The sequence below is a fragment of the Desulfosporosinus acididurans genome (genome assembly GCF_001029285.1).
In the GTDB taxonomy this organism is placed as follows: domain Bacteria; phylum Bacillota; class Desulfitobacteriia; order Desulfitobacteriales; family Desulfitobacteriaceae; genus Desulfosporosinus; species Desulfosporosinus acididurans.
Map to the genome: position 1 here is coordinate 1 of NZ_LDZY01000020.1, position 13,506 is coordinate 13,506.

General features: G+C 43.4%; 9 protein-coding genes, 1 tRNA gene and 1 pseudogene. 10 read left to right on the forward strand and 1 reads right to left on the reverse strand.

What is annotated here, in order from left to right; all coding sequences use genetic code 11:
* Both DEAC_RS23695 and DEAC_RS20180 read left to right on the forward strand, forming a co-directional pair.
* Nucleotides 1-388 (forward strand): hypothetical protein (locus tag DEAC_RS23695; RefSeq protein ID WP_047811902.1); only part of this gene is annotated, 388 nt, incomplete at its 5' end.
* A gap of 726 nt (nt 389-1,114) precedes the next feature.
* Nucleotides 1,115-1,751, forward strand: a pseudogene (locus DEAC_RS20180) (transposase); the annotation flags it as partial.
* A gap of 255 nt (nt 1,752-2,006) precedes the next feature.
* Here DEAC_RS20180 and DEAC_RS20185 read toward each other — a convergent pair.
* A tRNA-Leu gene (locus tag DEAC_RS20185) sits at nt 2,007-2,093 on the reverse strand.
* A gap of 316 nt (nt 2,094-2,409) precedes the next feature.
* On the opposite strand from DEAC_RS20185, the gene DEAC_RS20190 reads away from it, so the two are divergent.
* The 8 genes from DEAC_RS20190 (at nt 2,410) to ygfK (ending at nt 13,479) form a co-directional block, all read left to right on the forward strand.
* On the forward strand, nt 2,410-3,318 hold the full coding sequence (locus tag DEAC_RS20190; RefSeq protein WP_047811904.1) for a DMT family transporter: 909 nt from the start codon (nt 2,410-2,412) through the stop codon (nt 3,316-3,318).
* A gap of 59 nt (nt 3,319-3,377) precedes the next feature.
* A complete protein-coding gene (locus DEAC_RS20195) occupies nt 3,378-3,938 on the forward strand; it encodes a UbiX family flavin prenyltransferase (RefSeq protein ID WP_047811905.1) in 561 nt (186 codons plus the stop codon).
* 45 nt (nt 3,939-3,983) lie between these two features.
* Nucleotides 3,984-4,265, forward strand: coding sequence for a DUF1294 domain-containing protein (locus DEAC_RS20200; protein ID WP_053006544.1), 282 nt, complete (start codon nt 3,984-3,986; stop codon nt 4,263-4,265).
* 238 nt (nt 4,266-4,503) lie between these two features.
* Complete coding sequence (locus DEAC_RS20205) at nt 4,504-6,276, forward strand: sigma-54 interaction domain-containing protein (RefSeq protein WP_047811906.1); 1,773 nt, start codon at nt 4,504-4,506, stop codon at nt 6,274-6,276.
* 359 nt (nt 6,277-6,635) lie between these two features.
* A complete protein-coding gene (gene xdhA, locus DEAC_RS20210) occupies nt 6,636-8,999 on the forward strand; it encodes a xanthine dehydrogenase molybdenum-binding subunit XdhA (RefSeq protein WP_152671455.1) in 2,364 nt (787 codons plus the stop codon).
* 13 nt (nt 9,000-9,012) lie between these two features.
* Nucleotides 9,013-9,894 carry a xanthine dehydrogenase FAD-binding subunit XdhB gene (gene xdhB, locus DEAC_RS20215; protein WP_047811946.1) on the forward strand — a complete coding sequence of 294 codons (882 nt, stop codon included), beginning with the start codon at nt 9,013-9,015 and terminating at the stop codon, nt 9,892-9,894.
* Nucleotides 9,887-10,417 (forward strand): xanthine dehydrogenase subunit XdhC, encoded by a 531-nt coding sequence (xdhC, locus tag DEAC_RS20220; RefSeq protein WP_047811908.1) that lies wholly within the window; start codon nt 9,887-9,889, stop codon nt 10,415-10,417. Before xdhB ends, xdhC begins: the two co-directional genes overlap by 8 nt.
* Nucleotides 10,418-10,419: 2 nt before the next feature.
* Nucleotides 10,420-13,479 carry a putative selenate reductase subunit YgfK gene (ygfK, locus tag DEAC_RS20225; RefSeq protein WP_047811909.1) on the forward strand — a complete coding sequence of 1,020 codons (3,060 nt, stop codon included), beginning with the start codon at nt 10,420-10,422 and terminating at the stop codon, nt 13,477-13,479.
* Nucleotides 13,480-13,506: the final 27 nt, after the last annotated feature.

The following is a 13,506-nucleotide window of genomic DNA, read 5'->3' on the forward strand; positions in this document are numbered from 1 at the left end:
GGCGACAACGACCCCGTCAGCAAGTAATGTAGAAATGTCCAGCGGGGCGAGTAATTTAAAGGAAGCCTATGATAAGAATGATACGACCTCGGCAAATATCTTTGACGGCGGTTATATTATTTACAAGCTGTCTGATCTTGGTTTGACGAAGGGGAGTCAGGTAAAATACACGATTGGTAGTAATGAAGTGGCAAACCATAAGCTCCAGCTAGAATATCTGGACAGTGAATTTTCTCCAATCTCCTCCAGTAATTACTTGACAATAAAGCCGGGGGCCAAAAACGATTATACCGCAGAAATTTCGAGTGATCCGAAGGCAAGTTATCTGAAAATAAATGGAATTAAGGGGACGGACGTCTATATATACGAAATAAGTAAACTAAACTAGTATCATACCTATTCTATCTGAGGGCATTGTCTTCATGAGGAGTTATTTTCTTAAGTTTTAAATTATTTAATCGTTTGTTTAAGGAGTAATATAGGCAAAAAACTACTCCAGTTAAAGTGGAGGCCACTGAAGAATCCCATTATAGCAAAAAGATATAACACCTCATAATATTGAGGAAGTTATACCTTTTTGCTTTATAATTATAGTATTAATTTCATGGAGGTGAGTTCTACGTTTCCAACACCTTGTCGCCAGTGCGTGGTCATGGACAATGGAAAGTTAAGTGTTTGCGGTAGATGTATTGATGTTCCAAGACTCTGTGAACAATGCGGATACTTTTTCGTCGCAGAATATACGCTGATTTTTAAGGGGAAATCAAAGGTTATTCTAGATATGCTGAGAACCTATTTTAAATACATATAGGCGAATTTCCAGATTATAGAGGAAGGTGAATAATGAGCATCTCTTTGGGACGGTTAAATGGTACCACGGAGCCAAATATCTTCTATGCAAGGGCATAGAAAAAGCCACAGGCGAGCTGGGGCTTAGTTTTCTTGATTATAATTTAAAAAGGGCCATAAATATTGTGGGGACAGAGAAATTAGTAGCTGCGATGGGGCCGTTGCAAAACGAACTAAAATAGTTCGCAAGCAACGGCCCTTTTTCTTACTAAAAATAAAAAACTGCGGGTCCCAAAGAACTCGCAGCTAGCGTATAACTTAAGTTATGCTCAAAACCAAATTACACTCAAAGAATTATAACGAATTAGGCGGACACTATCAAGTAGTTTTGCCATTTAATTTTGACGTGTTAATACTTGAGGATGACTCCATTCGACTACTAAGCCACATTTTGGAGGGATTAAATTACGAAGCGTTGTATCAGGCCTACTCTTCCACTGGAAGAAAACCTGTAGTCGAATCTAAAATCCTTTTCAAAGTACTAACCTATGCCTATATAAGCAACCTTTACTCAAGCCGAAAGATTGAAGTCGCCTGTAAAAGAGACATTAACTTCATGTGGTTATTAGAAGGATGCAAGGCGCCAGACCACAGCACCATTGCACGATTTCGAAAGGACTGTCTGAAAGAATCAATAGAAGACATCTTCTTCCAAATGGTAAAGTATTTACACAAGCTTGGTGAGGTTGAGCTTAAGAACCTCTTTGTCGATGGGACAAATCGAAGCGAATGCTAACCGTTATACATTTGTCTGGAAGAAAGTCGTTAATAAAAATGAGGCCAAGATGTTCCTGAAAATTGAGTCCTGTCTTGAGGAGATCAATTTGACCTATTTAAAGGACTTCAAAGTAACCAAAGAAACGTTACTTAATGATCTTAAGGCCACCCTCTCCTACCTAGAATTAAGTAATCATCAAATTGAATTGAGTAATCAGTAGGGGATTTTATCTTTCTTGATTTCCGTTTGACAGGGGTAACAACTGCAGTTTTTCTAGCCATAAAAAACCTCCTGCTTTTTAGTTGTTCCCTGCTAGATTTTTCGTTTAATAGGTGCATGGTATGAAAATCTAGTGCGGTACAGATTACCGAATCAAGTTCATACCATGAAAAACAAAAAAGGTAAATTGATTTTCTCAATTTACCCTAGAATCCAGTATTGGTGCGGTCGAGAGGACTTGAACCTCCATGCCCTTGCGAGCACTAGAACCTGAATCTAGCGCGTCTGCCAGTTCCGCCACGACCGCGTAACATTGATTATTATAGGGGATGACATTCATCTTGTCAACCTATTTTGTGAATAATTTTTAGTAGTGTTCATAAATGTTAACCTAATGTTTCTGTATTCTGTATAATGAAACTTCAATATTTCGCGTTCTGATTTTCTATGGTACAATTATAGCTTAAAGAATTAGTTATTAATGTTTCAAAACTTATTATGAATTAACTTTATAAAACTTATTACAAAACGTTGTACCTAGTTTTCTAGGAAAAAGCAGACCCTGGCATCATAACCAATTATGCCAGGGGTCTTTAGTATAGAGAGGGAAGAGAGAGTTTCTTATGAGGAATCGGTCAACGGGAGATTTTCCAGAGTGGGTGATCTGGGGAGTTGTTTTAGTATGGGGAGCAAACTATGTTGTTGGTAAATGGGGAATGGCTGGATTTGATCCGCTGTCATTTACTGTGCTCCGCTTTGTAGGAGCATCACCTATCCTTCTTTTGCTTTTGTATGCTCTGGAAAAAAATATACGAGTTGAATTAAAGGATTGCTGGAGTTTAGCTCTAATTGGCTTAGTGGGAGTTACGGTCTACCAAACGTTGTTTATGGCTGCTGTAAAATATGCTACTGCAACAAATGCTTCCTTGATGTTAGCGGTCTCTCCCGTTTTTACGGCTATATTTGCTTGGCTGGCGGGACAAGAACGTTTGGGTTCACAAGGGCGAAGAGGGAGTGCCTTATCAATAGTGGGAGTGGTTTTCGTTTTATTATTTGGAACAAATAAAATAGCCCTTGGCTGGGAAGTATTGCGAGGCGATCTTATTGCTTTGTTGTCTTCTTGTATCTGGGGGTTATATCCTGTACTTGCCAAACGCATGCTAAGTAAGTATTCTGCCTTGAAAACGATTACTTTTTCCTCTCTCTTTGGGACCGTCTTTCTTCTGCTTGTTGGTCTGAAAGGTGTTACCGAGTTATCATGGTCAACAATCCCCTTATCTGCCTGGGGTTCGGTGTTGTTTTCAACGCTCCTCGTCACAGCTTATGGCCTGGTGGTTTGGTATTATGCTATAAGCAGGATTGGAGTAAATCGGGTGATGGCTTATATGTATGCTGTCCCCGCTGTTGCTGTCATCACGGCCGCTATGATCCTTAAAGAAAGGATTCATCTTTTGCAGATTGTAGGAGCAGTCATCATTTTCGGGGGAATTCGTCTTATACGCAAAGATAAGATTTCGATGATAGAGGATTAGAGAGCCGCAATAGGACCTGGCATCGATTTATCTAGAGGATTAGACAATAGGAGGGCATCATGACTAAACGGATAATTGTGGGTGTAACCGGAGCAAGTGGTTCAATCTATGCACTAACCCTGATTAAGGTTCTGGCGTTAATGGAATGGCAGGTTGAGTTGGTTATGACGTCAACGGGCGAAAAGGTGTTGACCTTTGAGACGGGGGCTGATCGCCAGAGCTTTCCTGATAATGTTCATATCCATGAAAATACGAATTTGTTTTCCTCTCTGGCAAGTGGCTCTTTTCGAACTCATGGGATGGTTGTTATTCCCTGTTCTATGAATACTTTAGGTTTAATGGCAACCGGTACAGGAGATCATCTCTTAGCACGTGCGGCCCAGGTAACGTTAAAGGAACGCCGGCCTCTAGTGGTTGTGCCGCGTGAAATGCCCTACAACATTATTCATTTAGAAAATATGCTGCGGCTGGCAAGAGCTGGAGCAACAATTATGCCTGCTTCACCGGGCTTTTATCATCATCCTCAGGAGATACAGGATTTAGTGAATCATGTGGTTGGACGAGTGTTGGATCAATTTGGAGTAGATCATACTTTATTTGAACGTTGGAGCGGCGTCTAGAAAGTTGTTAGACATCAAGATCTCAGTGAAAGGGGAGAGCGAAAATTGCTTCCTATTAAATATGTCATTTTGATTTATATTCTCTGGAATTGTTGTGTTTTTATCACCATGGGAAGAGATAAGAAAAAGGCAAAAATGGGACAATGGAGAATTTCGGAAGCAACGTTGCTCTGGATGGGGGTATTTGGCGGAGTAGGACTGTTCGCTGGTATGAAGTATTTTCACCATAAAACCTCTCATCCCAAATTTCTCGTTGCTGCTCCTGTATTTGTGATTTTTAATACAGCTATTCTGGGTTTCTTGATTTACAAGCATATTATTGTCTGAGATTGAATGAGCAATCGACTTATCCAATCGTGAAACTTCCACTTCTAGAAGCGGAAGCAGTTTTTCTATACCTTGCTTCTGTAGGAGAGTCCATCCTTTAGTGCGATAGCATTTGTTATGGGCCAGGCGCTTTTGGGAAAGTGTCCTCAGGACACTTTCGTCAGCGAAGTCCCAATGTTCAGCTTTAGCTGAATGAGTTTACTGTTTCGATTCGAAGAAGCTAATGGGGGTTAATCAGATGGTTGAACTGATCGATGTAAAAGATTATGCTCAGCAGATCGCTGAAGCAATCGCGACTGTTGTGAAAATTGATATCGAAATAGCCGATAAAACGTTAATTCGTATTGCCGGAACGGGCCGCTATCATAAAGGAGTCGGGCAGTCTATGGACCGACAAGGGTATGTGTATCGTGAAGTTCTTCGCACCGGTCATCAGTTTGTCATTGAAACCCCGGGTATCCATCCTCTATGTGGTCCTTGTAAGGCTCGAGGCAATTGTTCAGAGAAGTATGAGGTGGTATCGCCAATCAATGTTGATGGTAAGGCAGTGGGCGCTATTGGAATGATCTGTTTTACGGAAGTGCAGGCCAAATTAATTGCTGAGAATCAACATTCATATCTCATTTTTCTAACGAAAATGGCTGAGACGATTGCCTTAAAACTTAAAGAACAGGAATTCTTGGCGGGACTCGTTTCGGCAAACCATTATTTGAATTCGATTATCGATTGTTTGGATGAGGGCCTGCTGACAACAGATCTTGACGGAACGATTCTTCATTTTAACCAGGCAGCACAAGGCCTTTTTAGTGCAAATCTGCTTCATCCCAGCAGTCGTTTAGACTCTCTCTTTCCTCTGCAGATCGTTGCGGAAATTCTAACGGTTGGAAAAAGTGCGGAAGATGTTGTTGAGCGAGAAGTATATATTGAGTCTAAGAAAAATCAGCAGCATATGCTTTTGCGGGCATTGCCTATGGAAGGCGAAGGTGGGGTTAAAAGTCTTGCCGTGATTCTTCGGCCTTTCGACGAAATCAGTCGTATTGTTCATCGCCTGAGTTCCCGGGAGGTCGGCTATTCAATCGAAGATATCTTGGGAGAGAGCGAGTGCATGTGTCAAATTCGAGAACAGGCTAGAGTCATTGCTGCAAGTAAGTCTACAGTTTTAATTCTGGGTGAGAGTGGTACTGGGAAGGAGATACTGGCTCGGTCGATTCACAATCTTAGTCCGAGACGCCAAGGCATGTTCATGACCATTAATTGTACAGCTATTCCTGAAAATTTACTGGAAAGTGAACTTTTTGGTTATGAAGATGGAGCCTTTACCGGAGCCCGCAAAGGCGGGAAGATTGGTAAAATCGAATTAGCCAATAAAGGAACCGTATTTCTGGATGAAATCGGGGATATGCCTCTTTATTTACAGGCTAAGATTCTACGGGTTCTCCAAGAACGAAAGATTGAGCGCATCGGCGGTATCACGGCAAGTCCTGTCGATGTAAGAATTATAGCAGCTACCCATCGTAATTTGGAGGAAATGATGGCTAAAGGGGAATTCCGGGAGGATTTATATTATCGGATCAATGTTATTCCTATTTATATCAAGCCTTTGCGGGAGAGGAAAGAAGACCTGCCGATTTTGATTCAGCATTTTATCGAAGTGTACAATCAGCAATTGAATAAGAATGTTCATGACCTATCGGAAGGTTTTCGCCGGAGACTTCAGGGCTATGCTTTTCCAGGTAATGTCCGCGAGCTACAAAACATTATCGAGTATGCTATGAATCTAGCGGAGGATTCAAGATTAACGGAAGACCATTTGCCTGTAAGAATGAAACAAGAAGAATTGCAGGAAGAATATCAAGATCGATTTAATTTAGAGAGGATCGAACGGGAAACTATTCTTCGCTGTTACCAGATGACAGAGGGAGGGGCTAGAGGGAAAGAAAAGGCAGCTAAAGCTTTAGGGATCGGCCTGGCAACTTTATATCGCAAGTTAGCGCGTTACAATATTGAATAACTGAAGTAAAATGATGCTTTCAGGGAATACTGAAAAGCGGAAACTTTTTTGTTAGTGTAATTTCTCAAAATGATAATTAGTTATATTTTTGAGAAGTCTTTAAAGACTCGTAATCAAAAGGTTTAACGTTTAATTTTTATCAATTTGAGAATGTGAATTCATTATACTTTTTTGCCTTTTCGTAAAAACTCTGTAAAAATGCTATTTTTCAGAGATTTTTGTTATCTGGCATGTTTTTTGCACGGTTAGATAAGAATGTGGGTAGCTAATTTTACTTGTCGTTAAAGAATATACTATGTCTTATCTTCACTTGTTAAGATTGTGATTCAAAATAAATGTTTAGGGATGGAGGGGTAAAATTGGCTTACGATGTTGTAGGAAAAAGCGTCAGGAGAGTTGATGCGGTCGCTAAGGTAACCGGCAAGGCCAAATATACGGATGATTTTTCGGAACGGGATATGTTAGTCGCCAAAATCTTGCATAGTCCTTATGCTCATGCCGTTGTTAAATCGATCGATGTGAGTGAGGCTAAATCTTTGCCAGGTGTTGAAGCGGTAATAACGTATCAAGATTTACCACACATCAAGTTTTCCACCGCCTTACCTGGTGTCATGAACGATGTCTTAGATGATGAACAAGAGGTGGATTTGCCTTTGTTTGCCACTGCTGGACATCCTTATTCTTTAGATCCGGGGCATCGGGATAAAGAGGACCGATTTATTTTAGCTAAAAAAGCACGTTATGTCGGAGATGCCATTGCGGCAGTTGTTGCTGAGGATGCAATTGTTGCCGCTAAAGCTTTGAAACTAATTCGCGTGGAGTATGAAGTTCTTGAGGCGTTAACAACCCCTGAAGCAGCTATGCGGGAAGGTGCCCCTCGAATTCATGAGGAGAGTGAGGGGAACGTTCTCTCTACGGGAGGCGGCTTTGAACGAGGTGACATGGAGGCTGCGTTACAAGAGTCGGATTATGTTTTTGAGGGAGAGTATGAGACGAGTATCGTTCAACATTGTCATCTCGAACTTCAGACGTCCCATGCTTATGTGGATGCGGATGGCCGAATTGTGATTGTTACCTCGACTCAAATTCCCCAGATTGTACGGCGTATTGTAGCACAATCTCTGGGTTTGCCTTGGGGAAAAGTTAGAGTGATCAAGCCTTATGTTGGCGGTGGTTTTGGCAATAAGCAAGATGTTTGTTATGAGCCTTTGAATGCAGCTTTGACCCTGGCCGTCGGTGGCCGGCCTGTTAAATTGGAACTTTCCCGCGAGGAAGGGATGGTGGATACTCGAACACGTCATGCCTTTAAATTTAAGATTAAAACTGGTGTCGATAAGGATGGAACAATTCATGCTATTCAGATTTCAGCAATTTCCAATACCGGAGCTTATGCCTCCCATGGAAGTTCAATTGCTGGGAGCGGAGGAAGCAAGTTCCGTTATCTCTATCCTGTAAAAGCCATGAAATACTCACCGGTCACGGTTTATACAAATCTGCCGGTGGCCGGTGCTATGCGCGGCTATGGAACTCCGCAGATCTTTTTTGCCTTTGAGTCTCACATTGAAGATGTTGCCAAAAGGCTTAACCTTGATCCTATCGAAGTGCGCCGGAAAAACTTAGTGGATGTTGGTTATGTTGAACCCTTCAGCAAAAATAAAGTTCTCACCTGCGGAATTCGCGAATGTATTGACAAAGGTAAGGAGCTTATCCGTTGGGATGAAAAGAAGGAACGTTACCAAAATCAGACGGGAGATATCCGCCGTGGGGTAGGAATGGCCTGTTTCAGCTATGCTTCGGGAACTTATCCTGTCGCTTTGGAACTAGCAGCTGCCCGCATTGTCCTTAATCAGGACGGTTCAGTTCAGCTTCAGCTTGGTGCTACGGAAATTGGCCAAGGAAGTGATACGGTATTTGCACAAATGGCAGCGGAAATTTTGGGACTCCCGGTGTCTATGGTCCATGTAATTTCTCAACAAGATACAGATATTTCTCCCTTTGATACGGGTTCCTACGCTTCGCGTCAGACCTATGTCAGCGGGATGGCGGTTGAAAAAGCTGCTTTAGAAGTCAAGAGCAAAATCTTAGCCTTTGCGCAAAAAATTACTGATCTACCTGCGCATAGTTTAGATCTTAAAGACCAAATGATCGTCTATAAACATTCGGGAGAACCTGTCCTGCCTCTCTGGGAAGTTGCGATGCAGTCCTTTTATGATCGGGTCAATGCCCAGCCGATAACGAGCGATGTTTCTAATAATGCCCGAATTAATGCCGTACCCTTTGGTGTAACCTTTGCTGAGGTGGAAGTGGATCTTAAAACAGGAAAGATAAAAGTTTTGGAAATCTACAACGTTCATGATTCGGGTAAAATTGTTAATCCCCAGCTGGCGGCGGGACAGGTCCATGGCGGTGTAAGTATGGCCATAGGATATGCTTTGTCTGAGCAATTGCTTTTTGATGAAGCGACAGGGAGGCCTTTGAATAATAATCTGCTGGACTACAAACTTCCCACCATCATGGATACGCCGGAGATTGGCGCTGCCTTTGTGGAAATTGACGATCCTACCGGGCCCTTTGGCGTAAAAGCTTTGGGAGAACCTCCCGTTATTTCCCCGGCTCCGGCTATTCGTAATGCGGTTTTAGACGCCACGGGCGTTGCCTTCAATCGCATACCGATGAATCCTCAACGAGTCTTTGAGAGTTTTAAAAAAGCTGGATTATTATAAAGGCGGTGAAATGATGTACGACATTAGGGGATACTACGAGGCGGAAACAGTTCGCGAAGCAACAGAACTTCTTAGGGCGAATCCAAAGCTGAAAATTATTGCCGGCGGTACGGATGTACTTGTTAAGATGCATGGCGGGCAGTTAGAGGACGCTGAGTTGTTGAGCATTCGCAAGATCCAAGAGTTAAGAGATATTCGCAAATTGGAAAATGGAACGATTGCTGTTGGTCCGATGGCAACGTTTACTAACGTATTTAATGATCAAGTCGTTAATAAGTATGTTCCTATCCTTGCAGAAGCGGCGATCTCTATGGGGGGGCCGCAGATCAGGAATATTGCCACCATCGGCGGGAATGTCTGCAATGGAGCAACCTCAGCCGACAGTGCCTCATCCTTGTTTGCTCTCAATGCCCGCTTGAAATTGCAGACCTTCCAAGGGGAACGGGTAATTCCCATTCAGGAATTCTATCTCGGACCAGGCAAGGTAGACTTGAAGCCTGGAGAAGTTCTGACTGATATCCTGATCTATCCGGAGGATTATCAGGGGTTTGGAGGACAGTATATTAAATTTGCTATGCGGGAGGCTATGGATATCGCCACACTTGGAGTTGCTGTTCTCTGTAAGTTAGATTCCGGCAACTTCGGTGAGATACGTATCGGGCTGGGAGTTGCGGGGCCGACACCTTTGCGCTGTGTGGAAGCGGAAGAGTTTGCCCGTGGGAAGAAAATTTCCCTGGAAACAATTGGGGAAATTGGTAAACTGGCTGTCAAATCAACCAAGGCCCGAACTTCCTGGAGAGCTTCTAAAGAGTATCGCGAACATCTGGTGGAGGAATTGACGCAAAGGGCTTTACAGACGGCTATTGTGAGGGCGGGAGGTGTAGATTTTGTTTAAAAAGATTTCATTTACGGTTAATGGGAAATCTTATACCTTGGAAGTTGATGTCCGAATGTCTCTGCTGGAACTTTTGCGGAATCAGCTGGGGTATACCGGCGCTAAACAAGGGTGCAGTGTTGGCGAATGCGGGGCCTGCAGTGTTTTAATTGATGGGACTCCTTATGACTCTTGCATTTATTTAGCCGTTTGGGCGGATGGTAAAGCGATCACAACCATCGAAGGGGTAGCCGCTAAAAACGGGGAACTTTCCAAGGTTCAGAAAGCCTTTGTTGAGGAAGGTGCTGTTCAGTGCGGTTTTTGCACGCCCGGGCTTATCCTAACTACTACAGCTATGACAGAAAGCGGTAATGACTACACTCGTGAGGAAGTTAAGCGGGAGCTTTCGGGGCATTTATGCCGCTGTACAGGGTACCAAAATATTCTTAAGGCAGCGGAGAAGTCTTTGGAAGGACATATTTGTACCTGTGTGGACAGCCCTCATTACAAGCAGCAACAAGAACAACTTAAGGAGAGACAATAATTATGAGCGATAAAATGGCTCTGATTCCTTTTCGACAATTGCTTCTTTGGGTTATGGAGGAATATCAGCACAGTGGGATGGTATTTGGTATTCCGGAAGAGAAATTCTTCAAAAAATCAAACGATCGTTATATGGAGTTGTTCGGGGAAGCCATCGCTACTCCTGTCGGACCGGCAGCAGGACCGCACTCTCAATTGGCTCAAAACATTATTGCTTCCTATATGAGCGGAAGTCGTTTCTTCGAGCTGAAATCGGTTCAGATTATGGATGAGTTGGAGATTGCCAAGCCTTGTATTTCAGCTGAAGACGAGTGCTATAATACAGAATGGTCAACAGAGCTTCCGATTATGGGTGCTTTTGCAGAATATGTGAAAGCTTGGTTTATCCTGCATGTTATTCAAAAAGAGTTTTTTAAACAATCTGAGCGGCGCTTTATGTTCAATATGAGCGTTGGCTATGACTTAAAAGGCATTCAGTCCCCTAAAGTTGATGAGTTTATTGAAGGCCTGAAAGATGCAGCAAAAACGAAGATTTTTCAAGAATGTCAAGACGTCTTGCGGGAAGAATTAGGGCTTTTTCAACATGTGGACCGCACCTTTGTAGACCAGATCTCTCCGCAGATATGTAACTCCATCACTCTATCGACGATGCACGGCTGCCCGCCAACCGAAATCGAGGCAATTATTCGATATCTGATTAGCGAAAAGAAGCTTCATACCTTTGTCAAAATGAATCCGACATTATTAGGGTTTGAGTATGTCCGCAAGACCTTTGACAAGATGGGGTATGACTATATTCAATTAAAAGAAGCTTCATTTACTCATGATTTGCAATTTGGCGATGGCGTAAAAATGTTAAAGCGGCTGATAGCTTTTGCTGCGGATAATAAGAAAGACTTCGGCGTGAAGCTGTCTAATACTCTGCCGGTGAGGATAACTCGGGATGAGCTGCCAGGAGAAGAAATGTATATGTCCGGCCGCGCGCTCTATCCTTTAACAATTAATTTGGCTTATAAACTTGCGGCTGAGTTTGATGGGGAGCTTAAAATTTCCTACTCTGGCGGTGCGGATGCTTTTAATATTGAACGTATCTTCGCTGCAGGGATTCGTCCTATAACTGTAGCTACAACACTGCTCAAACCAGGTGGTTACCAACGGTTCCAACAATTAGCTGAACGGCTGGAACCGCTTTTGGATAATCAAGAATCAAGCCGCTTAGATATGAAGATGCTTAAAGCCTTAGCGGAAAGTGCTTTTGATGATGCCAATCACATCAAAGAGTCTCGGGATATGCTAAGCAGGAAAACTGCTCTCAAATTGCCGCTTTTAGATTGCTTTATTGCGCCCTGCGAAAAGGGATGTCCTATCGAACAAGACGTTCCTGAGTACTTGCGCCTGGTCGGCGAAAAACGTTATGAGGAAGCCTTTGACGTTATTGTCTCTAAAAATCCGCTGCCTTTTACGACAGGAACGATTTGTACACACACCTGTATGACGAAGTGCACTCGCCTGGACTACGATGAATCGGTGCACATTCGAGGCCAGAAACTTGTAGCAGCTGAAAAAGGTTATGCTGATTATATGCAAAAGGTTTCCCAACGCCAACCGCAGTCAAAGGCCAGTGTTGCTGTGATCGGTGCGGGACCGGCAGGACTTTCGGCAGCTTACTTTTTAGCCAAGGCAGGGATGGATGTCACCGTCTTTGATAAGCGGGAAAAGGCTGGAGGAACAGTCGAATTTGTTATTCCGGATTTTCGCATATCCAGAGAGGCGATTAAGAAGGATATCGAACTTATTGAGTCTATGGGGGTTAAGTTTAAATTTGGAGTCAACCCGAATGTTTCGGTGGCTGATTATAAGGCACAAGGGTTTAATTATGTCGTTTTAGCCATAGGTGCAGGAAGAACAAATGCTTTAGCGATCCAAGGCGATATGGAGCGTATCCGCGGAGCTATTCCTTTCCTGGAAGCTTTTAATACGGATCGTCAAGGGTTAAATCTAGGCAAGAGGGTGGCCGTGGTCGGAGGCGGAAATTCGGCTATGGACGCTGCGCGAGCAGCCCTTCGGGTTCAGGGAGTTGAAGAAGTCTGCATCGTTTATCGCCGAACGAAAGATTACATGCCTGCTGACGAGGAGGAATTGGCCTATGCTCAAAAGGATGGCGTGATCTTTAAGGAGCTTCTGGCTCCGGTATCTTTAAGCGGCGGGGTTCTTAAGTGCCAAGTTATAGAGTTAGGGCCGGCCGATGCTTCCGGACGACGGAGCCCGGTTCCGCGGGAAGGGATTTATGAAGAGCTTCCGGTTGACACGGTCTTGTCGGCAATCGGCGAGCTGATTGATTATGACCTCCTGAGGACGAATGGGATTGACGTCGGAGCAAAGGGGAAAATCAAGGTTAATGAAGAGACATTGGAAACGAATGTCGACAATGTCTTTATCGGTGGGGATGCCCTGGCTGGTCCTTGGACTGTGGTTGGTGCAATTTCTCATGGTACGAAAATTGCTAAAGCGATCCTTTCCAAAGAACATCTGGAATTCAGTCAGGAATTCGCTTCCAGGATTTCCTTCGATAAGGAAAAACAATTGCTTGAAGTACGGACTAAAAAAGCAGTTCTGCAGCCGGTCTGTGATGGAGAAGAAGAAACAGGACGCTGCCTGGAATGCAATTATATCTGCAATATTTGTTCGGAGGTATGTCCGAACCGTGCTAATTTAATGATTCCGCTGGAGGGGGAAGGGCTGACGAATCGTAATCAAATTCTCCATGTTGATGGCATGTGTAATGAATGCGGCAATTGTGAGACCTTCTGTCCTTATGATGATGCGCCGTATAAAGTGAAGATGACATTATATTGGAGTGAAAAGGAATTTGCAGATTCCTTGAATACTGGCTTTGTAATCCTTAGAGATGGGGATGAGCCTATCGTTAAACTTCGCCTGAAGGGAGAAGTCATGGAAGTGGCTTTTGATCAAACCGGGCGTACAGATGCTCCTATTGATAGCTCCCTTGCAGCCTTTATTTGGACAGTTATTCGGCAATATCCCTATCTGTATAAAGTTTAATTTTAGGGACATATATAAAGGGGTCGA

Coding starts and splice junctions, on each gene's coding strand:
- xdhB (WP_047811946.1), top strand. CDS start 9,013: ATGTACGACATTAGGGGATACTACGAGGCGGAAACAGTTCGCGAAGCA.
- DEAC_RS20190 (WP_047811904.1), top strand. CDS start 2,410: ATGAGGAATCGGTCAACGGGAGATTTTCCAGAGTGGGTGATCTGGGGA.
- DEAC_RS20205 (WP_047811906.1), top strand. CDS start 4,504: ATGGTTGAACTGATCGATGTAAAAGATTATGCTCAGCAGATCGCTGAA.
- DEAC_RS20195 (WP_047811905.1), top strand. CDS start 3,378: ATGACTAAACGGATAATTGTGGGTGTAACCGGAGCAAGTGGTTCAATC.
- ygfK (WP_047811909.1), top strand. CDS start 10,420: ATGAGCGATAAAATGGCTCTGATTCCTTTTCGACAATTGCTTCTTTGG.